Below are 21,318 nucleotides of genomic sequence, written 5' to 3'. Positions count from 1 at the left end.
CTGGAAACTTAATCATACATTGTCCAATTTCCCATCTCTTTTAATGCAGCGAATTCTAGATAGGAATAATCTGTTTCGAGCATTACAACAAGTTTCTCGTAACCAGGGTGCGCCAGGTCTCGATGGTATGACGGTAAAACAGTTGCCGGAACATCTTAAGCAGACCTGGATTGCTACCCGACAAAAGGTGTTAAGTAGTAGCTATCGTCCTCAACCGGTGAAACGCGTCTTTATACCAAAAGGCAATGGAGGCCTGCGTCCATTGGGTATACCCACTGTGCAAGATAGGTTGATCCAACAAGCTATCGCACAGATACTCAGTGAGCAATGGGAGCCGAAGTTTCATGCTCTTAGTTTTGGTTTTAGACCAAATCGATCGGCACACCAGGCGATTAGACAGGTCCAAAACTTTGTCCGGCAAGGAAAGCGCTGGACGATCGATATGGACTTGAAATCCTTCTTTGATGAAGTGAATCATGACAAGCTCATGCTAACACTGAAGCAAAGCGGAATACCGGCTGATGTGCTGGGGTTGATAAACCGATACCTAAAAGCGCCAACGGTAGTCGATGGCAAGGTAATAGCTACAATAAAAGGCGTCCCGCAAGGTGGGCCGTTATCTCCGCTTCTAGCGAATATTGTGCTTAATGAACTGGACTGGGAGCTGCACAAGCGGCAACTCAGTTTTGTACGATATGCCGATGATTTTCAAATACTGGTGGGAAGTCGTCGGTCTGCAGAGCGGATAAAAGTAAGCCTTACGCACTTCATCAAATGTAAGCTGAAGCTCACAGTAAATACTGAGAAGAGTGCAGAGGATCACTTCTGGAAGCGGAGCTTTCTAGGATTTAGATTGCTGAAGAAGGATGCCCGGATAAAGGTATCAGAATCATCGATTAATAAATTGAAGGCAAAGATCAGAATGGTCACCCGCCGAACACGAGGCCGCAAGTTTACTCAGATCATAGAAGAGTTAAAGAAGTCCCTGCTTGGTTGGAAAGCGTACTTTGACATCAGTGAAGTACTGAGCCCTCTGAAAGATCTGGACAAGTGGATAAGGCGGAAGTTGCGATGTTATTTATGGAAGCAATGGGGACGTAGTGGTTACCGCAGATTAAGAAGGCTGGGCGTTGATCGTTTTTTTAGCGTGGAACACGGCCAAATCAGCGCATGGACCATGGAGGCTAAGCAAAAGTCCTGCCCTTTACAGAGCATTGCCAAATAGATACTTTAGGAACTTGGGGCTGCCGGAATTGGCAGATAGGAAGGGGAATAGAATTGAACCGCCATGGTACGTGACCCGTATGCCTGGTGGTGTGGGAGGAGGGGCATCGTGAGGTGCCTCCCTATCCCGATTATGTGTAAATAGAGATTATGAGCAAAAAAGTAAAAATCACGCTCACGGAAGATGAAGCATGGGTTCTGTTTGAGCTGACTCGTAGATTTAGTGATTCAGACAAGCTTATGATTGAGGACCAGGCAGAAGAAAGAGCGTTATGGAACTTGTGTTGCGTATTTGAGAAAACATTGCATCAAGATTCTGATCTTGAGTATCGAGACTTCATTCAACAATGCAGGAATAAACTCAGAGATGGAACTTAAAATACACATAACAAGAGCCGGCACGATCAAAAATGCTGTGCATTTTTTGGACCTCCGGTGCTTTGGACCTCCGGTGCTTTGGACCTCCGGCCCGTGCGGCTAGGCGTTATGCATAGGAAGACATGACATACCAAGGATACAAATCTCGGGAAGAAGTTTATAAAATGGTGAAAGATTCGTTTCCATTCCAGAGTAAACCCGAGGGCAATAGACTAACGAATCAAGGAGCAGAAGATTGTATCTGTAGGTATATTGTTGAGCATATGGAGCGCTACTCTGAAGCTGAAATTCCTATGGATGGTATTCGATATCTCCACTCCGAATTACCAAATCTGTCTGCTCGTGGTATGAATTGGCTTTTGCCCAACTTGCTAAGAAAGGCCGTAATTTGCACCAATCGTTTTGATACGATTACGGATACAATAATCTACGATCTTGAGCTTGCCGCTGAAGGAGAGAAGCAAGCAAGGTCACGGTATTCGTGGTTGTCTGCTGTTCAGCGCCAATGCCTAGAAAGTACCCTGGAGTATCTATCCGAAGTGCATGGTCACGCTATATCAAAGGCAATCTCAGCACTTAGTCCAACAAATGCATAACAAGTCAATGAACTACGCGCCTTCGGCGCCCGACAGCTTACACTCCGCTTCGCTGCGTTCCAGCTGCGGGTTATTGAGACGTTATAGCTCCTTAAATGGATAATGCGGAATGTACGAGCTGTTTAATATTTCCAATATCGAAGCCCTGGGTATATTGCTATGGTTTTGTGTTGTATTAGCTCTTAGCTATATGCTAGCTATCAAAAAAACCTTAAAGGTTAAACGAGCGGTTGTAGTTGGTGGATTTATGGCATTATTACCTCCTCTGGCAATTATATATTTGGTCTCGCTGCTACTTAGAAAAAGCCTTTCTGTATCAGAGAGATTAGATGAGACGTTATAACAAAACGCTGAAAATTCGCCCCCAAAAAACGTGGGCTGGACCTCCGGCAAAAAAATTCCTCCGGCCTTTTAGCTTTGCGTTAAGCATACAAACCATGAAGAGAATTCTACTAATATTTACAATGCTCTACTCGGCTTCGGTCCTCTCAAATGACTTTGATAGTCGGCTATCTCAGGCAATGAAAGCGGCTGAAACCGAGCCAGGAAAGAGCTATGAAAAGGTTGTACGCGAAAGTACATGGGACATTGACTCATCTTGTTTCCATGAGTCTGCAAAGGTTCGCTCCACACCGGGTTATTATCAATTGGTTGCCACCATTAACAATCAAGGTGTTGCAAACGATGTGGCGGTAAAACCAGAGCACCATTATTCAAATTGCGTGGCTAAATGGTTCTCTGAAAATACGTTTGCTAAACCCCCAAAAGACAATTGGCCGGTTTTTCTAAATGTTAACATTCAGCCGTAGTTACAAAGTGCAAATGCTTAACAAGTGACTATGGTTGCTCGTCAAGTTTTTAAGCCATACTTTCATCCCAGTAGGTGTTATTTTTCACCATCGTATTCAGAATCGTAATCTGCTTTCTCATGCAAGCAATTAGAGCGACCTTTTTAGGTTTGCCAGCGTCGACTAATCGCTTATACATCGGCTTTAATTTGGGATGATGTTGTATGGCAGACATAATGGAAACAAATAGAACCGACGTACACGATGCCTTCCACCCCGAATATATCTCTTTCCCTGGAAGCTGCCGCTATCACGGTTCATCGGGGCGATACCGACAATTGCAGCGATTTCTTTACGGTTCAATTTTCCTAGCTCGGGAAGTTCACTCATTAACGTATAAGCCAATACATTTCCGACCCCTTTAGCACTCAACAATAGGTCGCGCCTTTGCCGCCACTCAGACACACTGTTAACCAGTTTATCCAGTTGCTTGTCGATACCTTGTAGCTCTTTTTTGATGGTGTTTAGAATGGTCTGTATAGGTTTGTGTACTGATTTCGGCATTCTCTGAAGCCGATTCTTTTGCATTGTGCTCATCTCTAAACACTGACTTCTTACCGCCAGTAAGTCACTGATCTCCCTAAGCTTTTCTGGTTTTAGTGCCGACAGCCTTGGATTCATGGCCTCACCAAAATGTGCAATATCCATTGCATCTAGCTTGTCGATTTTGGCGAGACGCCCTGCGGATTTAGCGAAGCTTCTTATCTGAGAAGGATTGCAAACAACAATAGGTAATCCTGCTTTGTCGGCGGCGCAAACAAACTCTAACTCGAGTCTTCCCGTAGACTCTATTAATACTCTTTGAGGTTTAAGAGGTTGAAGTTGTTTAATGGCATCCTTAATGCCACTTTTATCATTGGCAACACTAAAAAACTGGCCAGTAGGTCTCACATAAATATCGAGTTGTTTACTGCTGGTATCGATACCGACATTGATCTCTTGAGGTTCCATAAGATAAGCTATCTCCGCCTTGCTATTTGGGCTCGAGGCCCACATGACTATCCGAGTTATGCCTAGTGAGTGCTTATCACGTTCATACTTGTTATCGGTCTTTTACGAACCGGCCAGGCAGCGAACTGTGATAAACAAGGCCTTCGGTGGCCGCCGAAGGTGGGTCTCAATTTACCCGTTAACGAAAAGGATTTTCAACATCAGAATCAGGCAAGAACAACCATACAAGCCAGGCACAGCCGCCCACTTCGTGGGCTGGACCTCCGCACTGCATGCTCCGGCCTGTGCTGGCGGCGTTATATTGTATTTTAGGTGGTGCTCAATTTGGTTATTTTGATATCTATTGCTTTTTTAGTGATTCCATTTCTCAGTATTTTTTTATGGCTTGTTCTAGAAATTAATAACTCCAAAAGAATCTATAGGGTTGCACTTGGAGCTTTATCAATTATCTCTGTTGCGTACTTTTCAGTCAGTGTAAAGAAAAAAGAAATTGTCGCGCTTCAAAAGCAGCAAGAAATGCTGGTTGAGAAACGAAAGCGGGCTGATGAGAAGTAGCTGATTTTTGAAATTGAGCCGGTGTGATTATGATCTCTGTACAATGCTTGAGCTTTATACTGCAAATTCGCTGCACTTTCGTGGAGTGTCATTAAGCAAGGGGATTCGGTTGGGAAAGTATGATATTTTCCCTGTAGATTTATCGGGGAGTGGCCAGCCAAAGGTGGCTCGCAGAGAGTATGTAGGTCGTTCAGTACTCGCCAGCTATAACCAGCCCAGGCAAGACGCCTAGCCGATGGCTGGGCTGGACAGCCTACGCTCCGCTTCGGCTGCCCCTGCTGGCAACGTTCAGGCTGTAGAAAAACTAATTTATGTCTTTGCTTTCTTAGATGCGATCAAATATTAACCATAAATGGTGATTCTACGTGAATTCTGATCTAGCTTTCACTGATGAGTAGGCTATTTTTCACGTAGAAGCACAATACGAAAAGAGGGCTGAGTTTTTCTACACCCTCGTTATGAGTCATAAATGAAGCAACTAAAACTACTATCTATTAGCGGCTCGGCATGTGCATTATTTTGCGCAGTCGCGTCACTAGTTTCTACTTCGGTGATTGGAATCGCTTATTGGTCGTTAGTGCTCTCGGGTTGTTCATTGGTTTTCTGGCAGCTCCTGAAATTGACCCCAAAGCTTTTAAAAAGGCGTGGCTGGTTCAGTTGGTTTGTGGCGCCATTGCTGGTGTGCTAGCTGGCTTAGTTTTTAGCTTAGCGGCCAATGATCTCATTTATACTGCAATTATCGGTGGCTTCATCGGATGGTCAGCTAATCTGTGGGTGAAACATGTTACATTGCCATAAAATAACTCATAACAAACTGCTCAATGATCAGCCAAGGAAACCTTGGCTTGGACAGCCACTGCTGCGCAGCGCCTGCCCATTAGCAGGGCGTTAATTGCCGGAGGTGACTCATGGAGCGGTTTACTAACTCAATAAGAAAAAATTTAGAAACAGAGAATTGGTATGGGGCTTTGTTTATGGCTCTAACTATGCCTGATATCTGTGGAAAAATAACATATCCAGAAATAGAACACTCTGGCCCTAGATATAAAGAGTGGTTTAATGCCAACCTATCCCAGATAAATAAATCTAATATTATGGGGAAAGAAGTTGTGTTCTTAACAGCTTCTGATTGCTGGGCATTAAGATGCTCTCTACTTCATGCTGGCACAGACGACATAACCGAACAGAGAGCTCAAGAAGTACTAGAAAAGTTTGAATTCACTACTTTGGGAATGCACCGAATTCACATTAATAATATTCTCACTCTAAACATAAAGGCATTTTGCAATGAAGTTATCCAGGCTGTTGAAGCTTGGTATGAACCCATTGCGGAAACACTTGAAGTAAAAGAAAAAATTGCAAGAATTATTAGCATAAAAACTGAGCCATTCTCACCAATACCAGGAATACAGTTTGAGTAAAACAATTAACAAGTTTGGCAATGCGACCACTAAAAGCGTGGCTTCGCCACAACGCGGCACATTCCAAAAGCGTTAAGTGTATGAGTATGAGGATAGCTTCAATAGTGGCGTTCTTGTTGATGTCTCAGGGGGTTAGTGCTGAGGTATCAGATAAAATTCCATCTTTTGTTGGAATGTGGGTGCAAGCTGTAGTTTTTGGTATGGTCTTTTTGTTTGCCTCATTCAAAAAGCCGTGGTGTGTATTATTGGGTTTGCTGTTTTCATTGTTCTTGGCATCCGGGTTCTATGACATGGCAAATGACAAGTTTATGTATTTGGCTGTTATTAAAGAGCAGGGAGAGCTTTATTTTCTCAATGGCTATGCTTCCTCTTTTACGGTCGGGGTTCTAGCACTCTTGGGCTTAATAATTAATCGGAGCGTTAATGCAAGGAAAAACACTTAACAAAGGTAGGCAAGGTCGCGCTTCGCGCTTGACCTCGTCGCTATCGCTTCTAGGCACTTGCTACCGGCGTTAATTTTCTAAGAGTAGCCATGCCTTACAAGAGTATTATTAGGTCTGTTGTAGTGATTTTTTTAGTCGTTGCTGCTTACTATGTTGGCGAGCATCGGGGGTTCAATCGGGGTGTAGAAATTTCTGCAGTTTTTTCTTCATCGGGAAGGTCAGTAGATGAAGCAAATATGATTGCTCTTCTTCTCGGATATGCGAGGCGGGGGGAAGAAGAAAAAATGTATGAATGGGGCGAAAAGTTCATTGTTCAGAACATGGATACATACAACAGTGTTCAGAGTGTGCTCGCTACAGAGTCTGCGGCAATAAAAGATACAAAGCTCTATGATGTGCTTGATGTAATGGTCAACTCATACCCACACAGTACAACGGAAGATTATATAGAAACATACATTAAGGCGGGCAAGAACTCCTCGGCCAGCCCCGAAAATTAACCAGGCCAGTCAAGCTCGCCCACCCCTTCGGGGTTAGGCTGGACAGCCTATGCTCCGCTTCGGCTGCCCTTGCTGGAAATGTTAAGTGCATGAGAGAATGAAGACATCAGTAGCAATTGTTTTACTTACATTAATTTTGAATGGTTGCGCTACACCGCAAACCTATACCGGAACGGTAACTGATTGCCAAGATAATCCGATTGCTAGAGCAGAAGTAGAAGCATGGGAAAACGAATGGATTCCTTTTCAATTGCCTGGCAAACTTGGAGAAACCAAAACGGATGAAAATGGAACTTTCACATTAAACACAGAAAAAGGGGCGAGCTTCTTCGTTTATTCTGGTAGCAAACTAGTATTTACAAGCCACCCTGGGAAATCGGAGACCAAGTGTGCCAAAAATAGCACTTAACAAATCGTGGCAGCAAGGGCGCCCCGGGACGGCTTACACTTCGTTCCAGTCGCCCCTGCACTCTGCGCTAAGTTTTATACACAAGTTTTTTCAGTTTTATTATATAAATCAATAAGTTACAGTTTAGCCCAGTAAGAACTACAGATTTGGCTGGATAATTATGCAGGACTGGGTCATGGACGAAGTAAAAAATCAGGTTATGGGTGATACACGCTTGAATAAACGCTTGTCTAATATTCTTAGTAATTTAAGCTCCGACCCAAAGAATAGCATTCCTTGTGCAAACAAAACTTGGGCAGAAACGTTTGCGGCTTATCGCTTTATCGAAAATGATAAAGTCAATTTTGACTCTATTATGAGCGGCCATAAATCGGCAACTCTTGAGAGAATCAAGGCGCAGCCTGTTGTTCTTATCCCACAAGATACTACTTTTCTAAATTTTGCCACTGACCTAGAAAGTAAAGAGATGGGAACACTTAGGCGTAAAGAGACCAACCAACAACTCTTGCACACCTCCATCGCGATAACACCATCCAGAATTAATTTGGGTGTTGTTGAAGGTAGTATGTGGCAGCGAGATAAAGAATCTAGTGCTAATTCTCGCTATACCAAGTCGATACAAGATAAAGAGAGTCGACGCTGGCTAGACCATTATGAATCAGCTTGTGAGATACAAGAGCGCTGCCCTGAAACCACGATTGTGAGCATCGCGGATAGAGAGGGGGATATTCATGAGTGGTTTCAATTAGCTGAAGATCAAAATGAACAGCGGCGTGCAAGCTATATTGTTCGAGCCAAGGCTAACCGTAGTTTAGAGATCGAAGGAGAAGATACGACTTTACTTTGGGACTATATGACCAAGCAGAAGTCCATCGGGAAATACTCAGTAGGTATCCCCAAAAGGAGTGGACGGCCAGAAAGGGAAGCTAAGGTCAGTGTATCCATTGCAGAAGTAAGATTGCAGGGAAAAGGAAAATCAAAACGACCTCTTTCTCTCTACGCAGTCTTTGCTAAGGAATTAAGCCCACCAGAAGGGGAAAAAGGTATTGAATGGATGCTGCTGACCGATCTTGCAGTTGAGGACTTTAAGCAAGCGAGGATCATTATTGAGTGGTATCGAAGTCGATGGGAAATTGAAACCTATTTTCGAGTGGTGAAAGGCGGATGCCAGATAGAAAGTAATCGCTTTAGAACTGAGCAGCGCATGTTGAACTGTATTGCAATCTATATGATTATTGGGTGGCGTCTACACTCCATGACAACACGGGCACGAACGCTTCCTGATACGTCGTGTACGAAATTCTACTCTGAAAAAGAGTGGCGTATGATATGGATAATGCAAGCTAAAACCTCCCCACCCAATGAAGCTCCAAGTATGAGAGATATAACTCGTATGTTGGCAGGACTTGGAGGCTTTCTGGGGCGGAGCGGCGATGGTGAGCCTGGAGTTAAAACCGTTTGGCAGGGGTACACAAAGCTTCTCCATTATATGGAGGCAGCGGAGGCTTTAAATGGACTTAAATGATGTGTATAAAACACAGACTCTGCGTTATATGTGAGCAAACATGAATAATAGGTTAGGAACGATTATTGTAGTGGCTTTGGCATTGTTGCTTTCAGCTTGCCGTGCAGGGTACAAAGATATCAGTAGCGAGCCAGAGTATTCTCAATATATTGGCAAGCAATATAAACTAATATCCGATATGGACTATTCCGGGGTTAACTTGTCACGAGGCTATAGCGATGAAATTCATGTTTATATTATTTCATCACGAGATCCTGGCTGGAGTGGTCCAGAGGTAGTAACAAGAGAAACACTGCCTACTGGCTCTGTTGTCATAATATCAAAAGTAGAGGAATGCACAAACTGTTTAACTTTTGGCGCTCCACTCAGGCGTGCACAAGTTGAAATTAAAGGAGTCCCATCTATTAATCTACCAATACAGTTAGACTTTGATCAAATACTATCTGGAAAGCACCTTGAACGAGTTCAATGAAAACATAACCAGTCAAGGTAGCAAGGGTTACTTCGCGCACCGGGATGCACAATCCGCTACGTAGTTTGACGCCCCTGCTTGAAACGTTATTGTGGCGGTCAGTTTTATTGATTTTTCGTGGTAACTAATAGCTTAGTACGGCTAAATAGCAGCCAATATCGAGCAATTTTTACTGGTTGCTATTTAAACAGTTTCGCTCCTAGAGTGTTCGCTCAGGTGCTGTAAAAAGGGGCAGTCCGCTGCAATTTCGCGGATTGCCAGTAAGATAGGAATTGGTTGGGAAAAGTGCGGTATTCTTCCCTCGTAAATATTGGGCAGCGGCCAGCCAAACTATGGCTGGCAAAGTGCTAGTAGTCGGTCCCGAGCGCGCCAGCCATAACCAGGCTAGGCAAGCTCGCCCAATCCCTTCGGGGTTGGGCTGGACAGCCTACGCGCTGCTTCGGCTGCCCTTGCTAGCGGCGTTAACTACAAGACTTACCCACGTTTAGTAGACACCCTGTATAGTTAGGTTTAGGCCTAACACGGAGGTGTATCATGGGTAAGAAAAGAACTCAGGCGTATACGGAGGAGTTCCGTAGAGAAGCAGTTAAGAGAGCGGAAAAGCCTGGAGCAACAACGGCTTCTGTAGCACGAGAGCTAGGTGTCAGTGCACAGCAGATCTACAACTGGCGTCGCCAATTTAATCGACTGTCTGATAAGCAGTTCAATAGTTTAGAGGGTGTCGACTACTCCAAACAGGAAAGCGCTGAAGTTCGCAAGCTCAAGAAGGAACTGCATGAAGCTCGTCAGGAGGTTGAGTTCCTAAAAAAGGCAGCTGCGTACTTTGCGAACCACCAAGAGTAAAGTACGCATTGATACAAGAGCATGTAGGGTCATTCCCGATTAGCTTGATGTGTCGGTGTTTAGAAGTCTCAAGATCGGGTTATTATCGATGGCGGGGGCGACTGCCATCTGCTCGCACGATTAGAAGGATACGAACAATCGAGAAAATCCGAGAGACGTTTTTTGAGTTTAAAGGTCGTTATGGCGCGCCTAGAATTGCTTGCGAGCTTCAAGAGTTAGGTGAGCCATGCTCGCGGAACTACGTCGCTAAGCTTATGCAGCAGGAGCATATTAAAGCGAGAAACGGCAAAGGCTTTCGATATAGTCAGCCCGTAGAGGGGAGCATTAACGTCTCCGCCAACTTACTTAAGCGTTGCTTTGATGTGGATCGACCAAATTGCCGCTGGACCAGTGACATTACGTATATCTGGGTTCTGGAGAGGTGGCTATACCTCGCGGTAGTTATGGATCTGTACTCTCGACGTATTGTAGGTTGGGCATTTGACTCGCAGATGACCGATGAATTGACACGTCGAGCATTGAAAATGGCCCTAGAGCGACGACCAATAAAGCCTGGACTGCTAGTTCACTCTGACAGGGGTGTGCAATATCGATCGCAGAAATACCAGGATCTCTTGTCCGAAAGCAAGTGCAAGCCGAGCATGAGTCGCCAGGCTAACTGTTGGGATAATGCGGCAATGGAATCATTCTTTAGCAGGCTAAAAGTCGAGCTGGTCTATGCCAGAACATTCGAAAGCGAAGAGCAAGCAAAATCTGAGGTGTTTGAATACATTGAGATTTTCTACAATAGGGTTCGTAGGCACTCTGCATTGGGCTATGTAAGTCCAGCAGAGTATGAGCGAAAATACGTATAGTTAGAGTGTCTACTTTTTGTGGGCAAGACCACTACCCAAGCACCCCACCATCTTTAGATCAATGAATTATGATAGATCGTGAAAAATTGAAAGAAGAAATACGAAATGCATTTGGAGATGTAGAGTTTCCTCGGCATTGTGGTATTAGGGCGGCAGAACTAATAGATGGGTGGATTGATGATAAAGAATTATTAGCCAATGAAACAAAAGCGAGAGATTTCTGTGGGCATTGGTGGGATGTGCCCGAAGAGCATATAAGTGGACAAAGTTTAGGGTTTAACTACCTAGATGCTGAAGGGGTAGAGTTTTATCTTCCGGCATTTATGGTTCTGGCCATTAATAAGCCGATATATAAAAACTTGTATACATTAGCATATGAGCTTGTTCCAACTGAGGAAATAGAGCTGGATGGTAAAGGATTGTATAAATACTATTGTCTGAAGTATTCTAAAATTATTGGATTAAAAAGAGATATTACAATTAAATTCATGCAGTACTTAGTAGTGGCTCTGCGTGAATGCACTCCCGATGTTCCTGGCTGGGATGGAAGAGAGGTGGAAAAGGCTTTATCGCACGAGTTTTGGAGAGCCAGTAGTTAACAAGGTGTTCAAGTTCGCTCCGGTTGCAAAAGGCGCAACCTCCACGGGACAAGCTACACTACGTTTCGCTTGCTCCTTAACACAGCATTAACTGTACTTATGGATCAGGATATAAAGTCACAATTGAGAATAATCTTTAGAAAATCGGAAGAGGTTTTTGGTGCAGAAAATTCGCTAGGCACCCCAGACTTACTCCCTTTTTGTAACTCTATTTTAGAGCTTTACAAAGCTGCTAGTGATATGCACATGGAGTTTGAGGAAGCATTTATTGAAGACTTTGATATCCACAAAGAGTGTACTTGGGAGTTAGCCCAGGTTTGCATGTATCATTTACGGCTGCCAAAGTATAAGACACATTTAGAAAAGCGCTTGAAAGAGGCCCGTAGTGCCCCTGACTGGAGGGCGATTCCTGTTATCGAACACATCTTGAATGCGTATGAAGATCCTTGGAAGGATAAAGAGATGTTTTATGATACAAACAGTTAACAAGGCTATCAAAAAACGGTCACTTTGTGGCCTGATTGTTCGAGCCAAGGCTAATCGTAGTTTAGAGATCGAAGGAGAAAATACGACTTTACTTTGGGACTATTTGTTCAAACAGAAGTCCATCGGAAAATACTCAGTCGGTATCTCCAAAAGAAATGGAGAGCCAGAAAGGGGAGCTAAGGTCAGTGTATCCATCGCAGAAGTAAGATTAGCGGGAAAAGGAAAATAAAAACGACCTCTTTCTATCTACGCAGTTTTTGCTAAGGAAATTAAGCCCACCAGAAGGCAAAAAAGATATTGAATGGATGCTGCTGACCGACCTTGCAGTTGAGGACTTTAAGCAAGCGAGGATCATCATTGAGTGGTATCGAAGTCGATGGGAAATTGAAACCTATTTTAGAGTGGTGAAAGGCGGATGCCAGATAGAACGTAGTCGCTTTAGAACCGAGCAGCGAATGCTGAACTGTATAGCAATCTATATGATTATCGGGTGGCGTCTACAATCCATGACAACACGAGCACGAACGCTTCCTGATACATCGTGTACGAAAGTCCACTCTGAAAAAGAGTGGCGTATGATATGGATAATGTAAGCTAAAACCTCCCCACCAAATGAAACTTCAAGTATGAGAGATATAACTCGTATGTTGGCAGGACTTGGAGGCTTTCTGAGGCGGAGCGGCGATGGTGAGCCTGGAGTTAAAACCGTTTGGCAGGAGTAAACTAAGCTTCTCCATTATATGGAGGCAGCGGAGGCTTTAAATGGACTTGAATGATGTGTATAAAACACAGGCACGGCGCTATCAAAAATATAAAGTCTCCTTATTAGTACTCTGACCAGTTAGTAACTTATTTCTACTGATTTCACCTTCATTTCACCTTTCCTTCTTTAAAGTGCTACTCAACCAGTTATTTAAAGAAATTAACTATGTCGAGTAGCATTCACTTAAAGCAAATTGACCATTATTTTACCTTGGATAAACAACAGGTCAGCCTGTTTGAGGGTTTAAATGTTGAACTGCACAGTGGCCATTCTTACGCCATTGTGGGTCCCTCTGGAGTAGGCAAATCAAGCTTATTACTGTTAATGGCGGGCCTTGAGCGTCCGGTTTCTGGCGAAGTGCAATTTCAGAAAAACGGTGAGCCACAATTATTAAAGAACCTGCGTCAAAACTCAGGTTTTATTTTTCAGCAGTTTCATTTGTTACCCGAACTTGATGCCTTAAACAACGTCGCACTGCCTTTAAAACTAAAAGGTGACAAGCACGCATTATCCACAGCTGAATTATGGCTCGATAAGGTAGGGTTATCTGAGCGAATGTATCATAAACCACAGCAACTGAGTGGTGGTGAGCAACAACGGGTGGCCATTGCCCGTGCTTTTGTAATGCAGCCGCAATTTATTTTTGCCGATGAGCCTACGGGCAACCTAGATGAGAATACCGCGCAGCATGTCGCGCAATTGATGTTTGATTTCTGTCAGCAAAACGGCGTAGGGCTGGTACTGGTCACTCACTCGATGGAATTAGCGCAGCAGGCCGATACCTTACTGCAATTGAGCCGAGGCAAATTAGCGGTCAAGGCGCGCAACAAAGCTGCGGTTATGGCGGGCCCATTATGCTGATTTTATTAGTGTGGCAGTTATTCCGCCAGCAATATCACCAAGCGGATGTGCGCTTAATTCGCTGGACCCAAGCAACTTTGATGTTTTTCATTTTAACGCTCAGCTTAACCAGCAGTTCTATTCAAACTTATTTAGCCAATAATTTGCAGCAAATGCTCGGTAGCGATTTGGTGATTTCTCAGAATCAAGCACTAACCGATGCACAACTAAGCAAGTTGCACCAGTATGCGCGGCAGTTGAGTGTGAGCCAGCTGGTGAATGTAACCTTGACCAATGATCACCATTGGCAAGCGGTTCAATTAAAAGCAGTGGATGATCTTTATCCAGTGCAAGGCACAGTGCAAGTGGCATTTGAGGCGGATGGACAAGGACAACCCCTGAGCCATGGGCCTAAATCCGGTGAAATCTGGGTCGATAGCCGATTGTTTGCTTCGCTGCAGCTCACCCTTGGCCAATCCTTAGACATCGGACACGGACAATTGAAGCTCACAGGTTTGGTGCAACACGAACCCGACCGTCTGCTCGAAGGCCATTCCGTAGCGATGCGTGCATTGGTGCACCTGGATGATCTTTCACTGATACAAGCAGACAATGCCCGCTTTCGCTATTTACTTACGGGGGATGAAAGCGAACTGAACACCCTCAAACAGTGGGCCACTACTGAGCTAGTGACTGCACAGTTTTATGATAAATACAGTGGCCATCCGCTGGCGATGTTTTGGCAACGGGTTGAGAATTTTGTGGGTTTAGCATCGGTACTGTTGTTTTTGATGGCTGCCATTGCTATCGACCAAGCCGGTCGACGTCAGTTGTTATCCCAGCACCGCTTTGCTGCGGTGTGTTTAGCCATGGGCAGCAATAAACCCCAAGTGTTTGCTTTATCATTTGGTCAATGGCTACTAACAGTCATTGCAGGTCTAATTCCGGCAACCGCCTTGGCATGGGGGGCGGAATACCTAATTTTGCAGCAAATGCAGATACAGTTTACGGACCTATCCGCCACCCGGGTATGGACGGATTTATTCAACAGTTACATGCTGTTATTAGCCCTATTGGCGATTTTCCAAATTCCCAATTGGCTAGTGATGGCCAAAGTAACCCCGGCGCAGTTGATTCGCCAAATGGCGAGTCCGAATCACCTATTGCCACGATATGGATTTGCGTTAATCGGTGTGGCTGTGGTGGCCTTTGTTTACTCCGATAACGGTCTGCTCACGGCCATGACTCTATCCGCTATGGCGGCCACCTTGATGTTGATGGTGGTATTGACTTGGTTGGTATTGAGGTTGGGCTATACGGTGACGAGCCGTACAACGGGCATCATGGCTTTTGGTTTTTATATGATGAAACAGCGTTTGCTCAGCAAATCCATTCAAATTCTGGGTGTTGGCATGTGTGCCACTTTGTTGCTGTTCACCTTAAGTTTGATGAAGGACATTGGTCAAACCATGGAAGGCTATACCCGCGAGCACGATGGTAATCTGATGATCACCCAGGCCAATGAACAACAGGTGCAAGACATACGCCAATGGAGTGCGCAAACTGGCAGTGAGATTCGCCAATTAAAGCCATTTTGGTACGGGCAGTTAAGTCATATCAATGGTCAGTCCTTGGTGGAATTAACCACCGGCCCCAGCGAAAGTTTGGCTAGCTTACAGAAGCCTATCCGCTTGCATTTCAGTATTAAGCAAGCAAACAACAACCAAACCGTGATTGGCCAACGCTGGCAAGATCGGGATGCTGACTGGCAACAAGTATCGGTGGAGCAAGAAGTTATGACTGATATGGGGTTGAAGCTCGGCGACCAATTGCGGTTTGAAGTTGCGGGGCAATCTTTGAACTTTGAAATCAAAGCTAGTCATAAATATGTACCAGGCAAAGGTTCCATCACCTTTTGGTTTAATGTGCCGCAAAGCACCATGAACCAGCTTCAAATATCGCCTCTTTATATGGGTAGCCTTGAGCTTGTTGACACTGCTTGGGTGCAGTTGGCAGAGCTTTGGCTGCGTCATCCAACTTTGCGGTTAATATCGGTGCGCGAATTAACGCAACGCTTTGATGATACTTTGTCGATGGTCATTAAGTTGGTATCTGGATTTAGTTTGATGATTATTGTGCTGGCACTGTTGGTGATCAGTGCATCGGTCAAAGGCTATGAAGCTGATGAGTGTAAAAAGAATGCCTTACTGATCAGCTTTGGTCAATCACGCCTTGCGTGCTGTAAACTAAGCCTGTTTGAGTGGTTGCTGACTTCTTTAATTGCTAGCGTGGGTGCCATTTTAGGTACTTACCTTATGGCTCAATTGATTTATCAGTCTCAATTTGGCATCAATTATAAGCCTGATTGGTTATGGATCATCGCTACTTTACTCGTCAGTGCATTGGTGGTGTGCAGCGCTGGTATGATAGCCAATCGCAGCAGTTTAAAGTTTTCCGTTGGAACCTTGTTAAGGAACACAGGGTGAATAACATTTCAATTTAGTTGGTGGAAGACCAACAGGATTTGGCCATTAATGTCACAGAATATTTTGAGCCAAAAGGTCCGTCGGTAGATTGTGCGAACTGTCTCAGGGGATGACATGAACTTTGATCATCCGGGGGGCAGCATGGTCTTCTGAACAATACAGGCGAAGATATAGAGTTGCTTAACGATGGAGGTTGCATATTAATGGTATGTAAATTGTAAAAATGTGTGTTGCGATACCTATAAAGAGTGCTCCATGCCTCTGGGCGCACTGTGTTCGGCATAGTGTGCATCGCCGTTTACGGTGATATTAGTGAGTAAAAAATGTGAAGATAATTATCGCTATAGTTAAATCTGCACATGATTTTAGTATTTACTAAGAAAATTATTCATGAAAAAGAGCCTTGATCAGCTAATAGATAATAGAGAAGACTGGCGAACAATAGCATTTGCTTTTTACTCCCTGGTTCACAATGACCCAAGTGATTGGGATAAGCTTTCAGACGAATTGAAAAATAGTGAAATAGGCAATATTGTCAGAAATATATAGATACTAAAGATGCTCAGTACCTAATGGGGGCAGGTAAGATGCTTGCAGGTAAAAATTGGTACACAGCTCTTGGAAGAGCATTTTAAATGTTTGTTATTTTAAGTTGGTATAAAAGTTGTGGTGTGTCAAAAAGATGTTAAGTATTGCAAATTAGAGTGAAATTATTTTTCCTAGATTTAACGCTGCTCGCACTCGAAAGATAATATTTCTTGATAAAGCTGAATCCAATCCACTGTTGGTTGGCTTATTTCTGGAAATTGCAATAAGCGATTATTCCAGAGCCTTTCAGATGTGTATGCAGTTTATGGCTTCGTTTAACAGTACATTGTGCTGCCAGGGATGGCACTAAAGTATGAGGCTGTCGTTCATAAAGCTCTTCTCGCTAATTATCTTTACTCCCTTTGAGGGGATGGTTTGTTGTTCAGATCGACTCAGTGTGTTTTTTCAAGAAATGTCAGGTAAGTGCCTGTAATTTCCTAGTGAATACAATTCTAGTAGAATAAAATCAAATAGCTGGTGCTGTTATATATGGCAATGATGGCAGTTCCACGCTATCCGTATTTGGGTTAAGTGGGCTTTAATTATTTGGGGCTCATAAAATAAGACAAATAAATCCGATATCAGCAGAAAGTGTAATTTAGGTAATTGAATGGAAATGTGTTGGATTTATAGTATTAAGTACTGCCGCATTAGTACTTTTATCACTATCTGTGTTGGGCTGGCTCGTGTTTATAGGAAATATATGCTGGGATGACGCCCCTTTTAATCCAAAAAATATTCGCTAAGGTGTAACTTTTTTGACTTTGCAGTTTGTTAAAAGAAAAAATGGATTGTTGTCTTTTTAAAAGGGCTTGCCAATAATTTGAATCTCAAAAAATTACTGTTTCTGTGAGCTGGTATCTTTACAAGTAATTACTTTGCAAGTAATTTCATTAGCTTGCCTTAATTGTTGGTTTTGAATTTTAGATTCTGATAATACAAGTGCTGTCGGCACTAAAAGAATGTCAGGAATTATGGTCATTTACAATTGAAATGGGGGAGAGAACAGTCTGTTTTAAAGTGTTTTTAGGTGTTTATCATTAGAAAGTGATCGGTAGTTAGAATGCTACATTGGTCACATGGATATAGCAAAAAGGAAAATCCAATGCTAAAAGATGTAACTTATAAAAAAGCTTTAAAAAGTATTATAGGATTAGTATTTGTGTCAGCAAGCTGGCAAGCGCAGGCCATCAGTTGTCCTCAGTTAGAGGACGTTTCATTGCCTCCAAAATGTAGCTCTGAAGAGCTAGGAACTTGTAATGTTGCGGTACAAAATATAATCCCAGCTGCAGCCTGTGCAATCTTCGAAGTGTCTCCGGCTGCAAATGATGCGACGTTGGTACTCCGTTTTACAACGCTAATCACTAACTCCTGGTTTGATGCAACAGCACCTTATCATCCGACAGCAAAGGGCGTTTACTCAGATATTAGTCGAATGACAGAGCCGACAGATAATACTGAGTTAAATATTGCATTGACCTATGCTTCCCACAAAGTACTAAGTGGTTTATTTCCCCATTTGGTATCTGAATGGGATGATATGCTAATTGAGCTAGGGTTAGATCCTGAAAATATTTCAGAAGATACGACGACACCAATTGGTATAGGAAATTATGCTGGCAGAAAAGTTCTGGAAGGACGTGTCAATGATGGGATGAATCAGTTAGGTAATGAAGGTAACCAGCTTTATCATCGCTTGCCTTATGCCGATTATACCGACTTTAAACCTGCTAATTCTGCCTACAAGCTGCGTTTTCCATCAAAATGGCAGCCGGCAGTTTTAATGGAGCGACCAGGCGTATTTCGGGTTCAGCAGTTCGTAACTCCTCAAATTGCATTGACTACGCCCTACAGCTACGAATCTCCTGATGAGTTCACTTCGCCGATACCAATTAAATCCAAAATTTGGAACTACCCCAGTTACGTAGCGCAAGTAAATGATGTATTGGCGACATCAGCGAATTTAACTGATGAGCAGAAGATGAAAGCTGAGTTATTTGATATGAAGATATTCAGCTTAGGCTTCGCTGCCGTTTTTGCATCTGAATCTCAAGCTTTATCCCTGATGGATTTCATACACTATGACTTCCTGACTAATATGGCAGCTTTTGATACTGCTATTGCTATCTGGAAGGAAAAGCGTCGCCATAACTCAGTAAGACCTTTTTCTGCTGTTCGATATATTTATAAGGATGAACCTGTAACGGCTTGGGGTGGTGCTGGAAAGGGAACCGTGGATGATTTACCCGCCAGTCAGTGGACTAGCTATCTGCCTGTAGCTGATCATCCCGAGTACCCCTCCGCATCAGCTAGCTTTTGTGCTGCGCATGCCGAGACAAGCCGCTTGTTTTTACCTCAAGGCGATACTTTGGGATATTCTGTAACTGCTCTGTCTGGCAGCTCTCAGATTGAACCTGGTGTAACACCACAAACTGACTTGAATCTATATTTCCCTACCTGGACTTCATTTGAAGAGGACTGTGGTAATAGTCGTGTATGGGGAGGTGTACACTTTGAGCCTTCAGTACCTGCAGGGCAGGCGATAGGTCATCAAGTGGCACATCGTGCTTTTCAGTTTTACCTCTCAAAATTAGAAGGTAACTAAGAGAGATGACGTGGGGCAGAAGAATCACTAATTGATAAGCTCGGATCCAATTAGTATCTTCTGCCTCATTTATAAGTTAGATGTTTCTATTCTGGGACCTCTGTTCATCTATGTTTAAAATGTGAGCTAAGTTGTCATTAGATAATCTTTTATCTCGATACTTGGGAAATCTAGAGTGGCTTTCGATCACAAGAAATGTGAACCTAAGAACCCGATAATAAGTTCACTCAAGTGACTGAAAAGGCCATATAGATAATGCAGCCTATTGTACCATAAGTTAAGAAGTGAAATACTTGACAATGATTTTTGACAGAGGAGCCTGAATCTCAGTAGGGAACAATATCCCGTTGATGTATTTCTGCAGTTTTTAGATGTTTTACAGGGCTTAACTTTAATTAAAATATAATTCGGTCCTGTTTCTCTTATGCTAATTACTTTACTTATAATAATTGGATTGTTATTGCCTGCAGTATGGCAGGTATTGTTAGGATAATTGTGATGAAGCGAATCCCTGAACCCTTCCGTATAAAAATGGTTGAGCCGATCAAGATGACAACCTATAAAGATAGGGAGGTTGCACTCAATAAGGCTGGATTAAATCCGTTTTTACTGCGCAGTGATGATGTCTATATTGACCTATTGACAGATTCAGGTACTGGTGCAATGAGTGATAATCAATGGGCGGGTTTGATGCTTGGTGATGAGTCCTATGCCGGTAGCCGAAACTACTACAATTTGTGCAATGCAGTAGAGCATTTTTTCGGGTATAAATTGGTTGTTCCTACACATCAGGGGCGTGGAGCAGAACAAATTTTGTTTCCTGCGCTGATTGAGCGTATGCGTCAAGTGCGTGGAGGGACGGAGCCTGTATTTATTTCAAATTATCATTTTGATACTACTGCAGGGCATATAGAGTTAAATGGCGGAAAAGCAATTAATGTGGTGGATAAACGTGCTTTTGATACCACGACAGCATACGACTGGAAAGGTAACTTTGATTTACAACGCCTGGTTGCCACTATTGAGGAGCACGGAAGCCACAATGTCTGTGCGATTATAACTACTGTGACCTGTAACAGTTCTGGTGGTCAGCCTGTGTCCATGAAAAATATGCAGGCAGTTTATGAAATTGCTACTAAGTATGATATCCCAGTGGTAATTGATTCGGCTCGATATTGCGAGAATGCTTACTTTATAAAGCAAAGGGAAGAGGGGTATCAAGAGAAATCGATTTTAGAAATTATTCGCGAGATGTATCAATATGGGGACATGTTGACAATGTCCGCAAAAAAAGACCCTATGGTAAATATTGGTGGCCTTTGCTGTATTCGAAACAATGAGGAACTGTTTCAAGCCGTACAAACCCGCTGCGTCCCTATGGAGGGTTTTGTGACCTACGGAGGGATGGCTGGTCGCGATATGGAAGCGCTGGCCCGGGGGCTCTATGAGGCTGCCGATGAGAGCTATTTGAGCTACCGAATTGGCCAAGTGGCCTATCTGGGAGAGCGATTGAGATCTGCTGGAGTACCCATTCAATATCCCACAGGTGGGCATGCAGTTTTTGTAGATGCATCGAAGATTCTTCCCCATATTCCATCAGAGCAGTTTCCGGCACAGGTGTTAACCAATGCGCTGTATCTAGAAGCGGGAATCAGGGCTGTGGAAATTGGCTCTTTACTTCTTGGGCGGGACCCGGATACCGGTGAACAAAAGAAAGCAGATCTAGAATTAATGCGGCTTACTATTCCACGTAGAGTCTATACAAATGATCATATGGATTATGTAGCAGATGCGATTATCGAACTTTGCTCGCGGGCCAATGAATTGCGGGGGCTAGCTTTCGAGTATGAGCCACAAGTTCTACGACATTTTACTGCCAGATTTACAGAGATTTGAGCTATAATTAACTATTTTTTCTATTATAGTAAAACC

At 43.5% G+C, this 21,318-nt stretch carries 24 protein-coding genes and 2 pseudogenes; 25 read left to right on the top strand and 1 reads right to left on the bottom strand.

What is annotated here, in order from left to right:
* The first annotated feature begins 43 nt into the window (after positions 1-43).
* The 5 genes from ltrA (at position 44) to ACJJIS_RS12185 (ending at position 3,007) form a co-directional block, all read left to right on the top strand.
* On the top strand, positions 44-1,225 hold the full coding sequence (gene ltrA, locus ACJJIS_RS12205) for a group II intron reverse transcriptase/maturase (RefSeq protein ID WP_475708218.1): 1,182 nt from the start codon (positions 44-46) through the stop codon (positions 1,223-1,225).
* A 149-nt stretch (positions 1,226-1,374) separates the two neighbouring features.
* Complete coding sequence (locus tag ACJJIS_RS12200; protein ID WP_475708217.1) at positions 1,375-1,602, top strand: hypothetical protein; 228 nt, start codon at positions 1,375-1,377, stop codon at positions 1,600-1,602.
* Positions 1,603-1,724: 122 nt separating this feature from the next.
* The gene (locus tag ACJJIS_RS12195; RefSeq protein WP_475708216.1) at positions 1,725-2,198 is read left to right on the top strand and encodes a hypothetical protein; all 474 of its coding nucleotides are present in this window, start codon (positions 1,725-1,727) and stop codon (positions 2,196-2,198) included.
* A gap of 109 nt (positions 2,199-2,307) precedes the next feature.
* A complete protein-coding gene (locus ACJJIS_RS12190) occupies positions 2,308-2,541 on the top strand; it encodes a hypothetical protein (RefSeq protein ID WP_444892212.1) in 234 nt (77 codons plus the stop codon).
* Entirely contained in the window at positions 2,528-3,007 is a 480-nt protein-coding gene (locus ACJJIS_RS12185; RefSeq protein WP_475708215.1) for a hypothetical protein, read from the top strand. The genes ACJJIS_RS12190 and ACJJIS_RS12185 overlap by 14 nt, the downstream gene beginning before the upstream one ends.
* A gap of 49 nt (positions 3,008-3,056) precedes the next feature.
* Here ACJJIS_RS12185 and ACJJIS_RS12180 read toward each other — a convergent pair.
* Positions 3,057-3,997: pseudogene (locus ACJJIS_RS12180) on the bottom strand (IS110 family RNA-guided transposase).
* Positions 3,998-4,321: 324 nt separating this feature from the next.
* Between ACJJIS_RS12180 and ACJJIS_RS12175 the strand changes: the two are divergent.
* The 20 genes and pseudogenes from ACJJIS_RS12175 (at position 4,322) to ACJJIS_RS12080 (ending at position 21,282) form a co-directional block, all read left to right on the top strand.
* Positions 4,322-4,552: a hypothetical protein gene (locus tag ACJJIS_RS12175; protein WP_475708214.1), complete on the top strand. Its 231-nt coding sequence runs from the start codon at positions 4,322-4,324 to the stop codon at positions 4,550-4,552.
* Positions 4,553-5,071: 519 nt separating this feature from the next.
* Complete coding sequence (locus ACJJIS_RS12170) at positions 5,072-5,350, top strand: hypothetical protein (protein ID WP_475708213.1); 279 nt, start codon at positions 5,072-5,074, stop codon at positions 5,348-5,350.
* 110 nt (positions 5,351-5,460) lie between these two features.
* The gene (locus tag ACJJIS_RS12165; protein ID WP_475708212.1) at positions 5,461-5,973 is read left to right on the top strand and encodes a hypothetical protein; all 513 of its coding nucleotides are present in this window, start codon (positions 5,461-5,463) and stop codon (positions 5,971-5,973) included.
* Between the two features lie 119 nt (positions 5,974-6,092).
* Positions 6,093-6,416, top strand: a complete 324-nt coding sequence (locus ACJJIS_RS12160) for a hypothetical protein (RefSeq protein ID WP_444930257.1) — start codon at positions 6,093-6,095, stop codon at positions 6,414-6,416.
* Positions 6,417-6,505: 89 nt separating this feature from the next.
* Positions 6,506-6,916, top strand: coding sequence for a hypothetical protein (locus ACJJIS_RS12155; RefSeq protein ID WP_475708211.1), 411 nt, complete (start codon positions 6,506-6,508; stop codon positions 6,914-6,916).
* Between the two features lie 97 nt (positions 6,917-7,013).
* Positions 7,014-7,325, top strand: coding sequence for a transthyretin-like family protein (locus ACJJIS_RS12150; RefSeq protein WP_444932880.1), 312 nt, complete (start codon positions 7,014-7,016; stop codon positions 7,323-7,325).
* Positions 7,326-7,485: 160 nt separating this feature from the next.
* Positions 7,486-8,850, top strand: a complete 1,365-nt coding sequence (locus ACJJIS_RS12145) for an IS4 family transposase (protein WP_475708210.1) — start codon at positions 7,486-7,488, stop codon at positions 8,848-8,850.
* 40 nt (positions 8,851-8,890) lie between these two features.
* Positions 8,891-9,322 (top strand): hypothetical protein, encoded by a 432-nt coding sequence (locus tag ACJJIS_RS12140; protein WP_475708209.1) that lies wholly within the window; start codon positions 8,891-8,893, stop codon positions 9,320-9,322.
* 534 nt (positions 9,323-9,856) lie between these two features.
* Positions 9,857-10,165: a transposase gene (locus ACJJIS_RS12135; protein WP_475708208.1), complete on the top strand. Its 309-nt coding sequence runs from the start codon at positions 9,857-9,859 to the stop codon at positions 10,163-10,165.
* 8 nt (positions 10,166-10,173) lie between these two features.
* Positions 10,174-11,019, top strand: coding sequence for an IS3 family transposase (locus ACJJIS_RS12130; protein WP_475708207.1), 846 nt, complete (start codon positions 10,174-10,176; stop codon positions 11,017-11,019).
* 68 nt (positions 11,020-11,087) lie between these two features.
* Positions 11,088-11,618: a DUF6714 family protein gene (locus ACJJIS_RS12125; protein WP_475708206.1), complete on the top strand. Its 531-nt coding sequence runs from the start codon at positions 11,088-11,090 to the stop codon at positions 11,616-11,618.
* A gap of 99 nt (positions 11,619-11,717) precedes the next feature.
* Positions 11,718-12,104, top strand: coding sequence for a hypothetical protein (locus ACJJIS_RS12120; protein WP_475708205.1), 387 nt, complete (start codon positions 11,718-11,720; stop codon positions 12,102-12,104).
* Positions 12,088-12,333: a hypothetical protein gene (locus ACJJIS_RS12115; RefSeq protein ID WP_475708204.1), complete on the top strand. Its 246-nt coding sequence runs from the start codon at positions 12,088-12,090 to the stop codon at positions 12,331-12,333. Before ACJJIS_RS12120 ends, ACJJIS_RS12115 begins: the two co-directional genes overlap by 17 nt.
* Positions 12,334-12,409: 76 nt before the next feature.
* Entirely contained in the window at positions 12,410-12,697 is a 288-nt protein-coding gene (locus ACJJIS_RS12110; RefSeq protein ID WP_475708203.1) for a transposase, read from the top strand.
* A gap of 24 nt (positions 12,698-12,721) precedes the next feature.
* Positions 12,722-12,826 (top strand): annotated as a pseudogene (locus ACJJIS_RS12105) (IS4 family transposase); the annotation flags it as partial.
* Positions 12,827-13,077: 251 nt separating this feature from the next.
* On the top strand, positions 13,078-13,728 hold the full coding sequence (locus ACJJIS_RS12100) for an ABC transporter ATP-binding protein (RefSeq protein ID WP_475708202.1): 651 nt from the start codon (positions 13,078-13,080) through the stop codon (positions 13,726-13,728).
* Positions 13,722-16,193, top strand: a complete 2,472-nt coding sequence (locus ACJJIS_RS12095) for an ABC transporter permease (protein WP_475708201.1) — start codon at positions 13,722-13,724, stop codon at positions 16,191-16,193. Before ACJJIS_RS12100 ends, ACJJIS_RS12095 begins: the two co-directional genes overlap by 7 nt.
* A gap of 390 nt (positions 16,194-16,583) precedes the next feature.
* Entirely contained in the window at positions 16,584-16,742 is a 159-nt protein-coding gene (locus ACJJIS_RS12090; RefSeq protein WP_444932948.1) for a hypothetical protein, read from the top strand.
* A gap of 1,144 nt (positions 16,743-17,886) precedes the next feature.
* The gene (locus ACJJIS_RS12085; RefSeq protein WP_475708200.1) at positions 17,887-19,386 is read left to right on the top strand and encodes a vanadium-dependent haloperoxidase; all 1,500 of its coding nucleotides are present in this window, start codon (positions 17,887-17,889) and stop codon (positions 19,384-19,386) included.
* Between the two features lie 498 nt (positions 19,387-19,884).
* A complete protein-coding gene (locus tag ACJJIS_RS12080; RefSeq protein WP_444932950.1) occupies positions 19,885-21,282 on the top strand; it encodes a tryptophanase in 1,398 nt (465 codons plus the stop codon).
* Positions 21,283-21,318: the final 36 nt, after the last annotated feature.

The organism is Microbulbifer maximicatervae (SeqCode) (assembly GCF_056231245.1).
This window is presented reverse-complemented; position numbering and strand designations above follow the sequence as displayed.

Excerpts from the sequence above, each read along its gene's own strand:
- ltrA (WP_475708218.1), top strand. The coding sequence starts at position 44 with ATGCAGCGAATTCTAGATAGGAATAATCTGTTTCGAGCATTACAACAA.
- ACJJIS_RS12200 (WP_475708217.1), top strand. The coding sequence starts at position 1,375 with ATGAGCAAAAAAGTAAAAATCACGCTCACGGAAGATGAAGCATGGGTT.
- ACJJIS_RS12195 (WP_475708216.1), top strand. The coding sequence starts at position 1,725 with ATGACATACCAAGGATACAAATCTCGGGAAGAAGTTTATAAAATGGTG.
- ACJJIS_RS12190 (WP_444892212.1), top strand. The coding sequence starts at position 2,308 with ATGTACGAGCTGTTTAATATTTCCAATATCGAAGCCCTGGGTATATTG.
- ACJJIS_RS12185 (WP_475708215.1), top strand. The coding sequence starts at position 2,528 with ATGAGACGTTATAACAAAACGCTGAAAATTCGCCCCCAAAAAACGTGG.
- ACJJIS_RS12165 (WP_475708212.1), top strand. The coding sequence starts at position 5,461 with ATGGAGCGGTTTACTAACTCAATAAGAAAAAATTTAGAAACAGAGAAT.
- ACJJIS_RS12160 (WP_444930257.1), top strand. The coding sequence starts at position 6,093 with ATGTCTCAGGGGGTTAGTGCTGAGGTATCAGATAAAATTCCATCTTTT.
- ACJJIS_RS12155 (WP_475708211.1), top strand. The coding sequence starts at position 6,506 with ATGCCTTACAAGAGTATTATTAGGTCTGTTGTAGTGATTTTTTTAGTC.
- ACJJIS_RS12150 (WP_444932880.1), top strand. The coding sequence starts at position 7,014 with ATGAAGACATCAGTAGCAATTGTTTTACTTACATTAATTTTGAATGGT.
- ACJJIS_RS12145 (WP_475708210.1), top strand. The coding sequence starts at position 7,486 with ATGCAGGACTGGGTCATGGACGAAGTAAAAAATCAGGTTATGGGTGAT.
- ACJJIS_RS12140 (WP_475708209.1), top strand. The coding sequence starts at position 8,891 with ATGAATAATAGGTTAGGAACGATTATTGTAGTGGCTTTGGCATTGTTG.
- ACJJIS_RS12135 (WP_475708208.1), top strand. The coding sequence starts at position 9,857 with ATGGGTAAGAAAAGAACTCAGGCGTATACGGAGGAGTTCCGTAGAGAA.
- ACJJIS_RS12125 (WP_475708206.1), top strand. The coding sequence starts at position 11,088 with ATGATAGATCGTGAAAAATTGAAAGAAGAAATACGAAATGCATTTGGA.
- ACJJIS_RS12120 (WP_475708205.1), top strand. The coding sequence starts at position 11,718 with ATGGATCAGGATATAAAGTCACAATTGAGAATAATCTTTAGAAAATCG.
- ACJJIS_RS12115 (WP_475708204.1), top strand. The coding sequence starts at position 12,088 with ATGATACAAACAGTTAACAAGGCTATCAAAAAACGGTCACTTTGTGGC.
- ACJJIS_RS12110 (WP_475708203.1), top strand. The coding sequence starts at position 12,410 with ATGCTGCTGACCGACCTTGCAGTTGAGGACTTTAAGCAAGCGAGGATC.
- ACJJIS_RS12095 (WP_475708201.1), top strand. The coding sequence starts at position 13,722 with ATGCTGATTTTATTAGTGTGGCAGTTATTCCGCCAGCAATATCACCAA.
- ACJJIS_RS12090 (WP_444932948.1), top strand. The coding sequence starts at position 16,584 with ATGAAAAAGAGCCTTGATCAGCTAATAGATAATAGAGAAGACTGGCGA.
- ACJJIS_RS12085 (WP_475708200.1), top strand. The coding sequence starts at position 17,887 with ATGCTAAAAGATGTAACTTATAAAAAAGCTTTAAAAAGTATTATAGGA.
- ACJJIS_RS12080 (WP_444932950.1), top strand. The coding sequence starts at position 19,885 with ATGAAGCGAATCCCTGAACCCTTCCGTATAAAAATGGTTGAGCCGATC.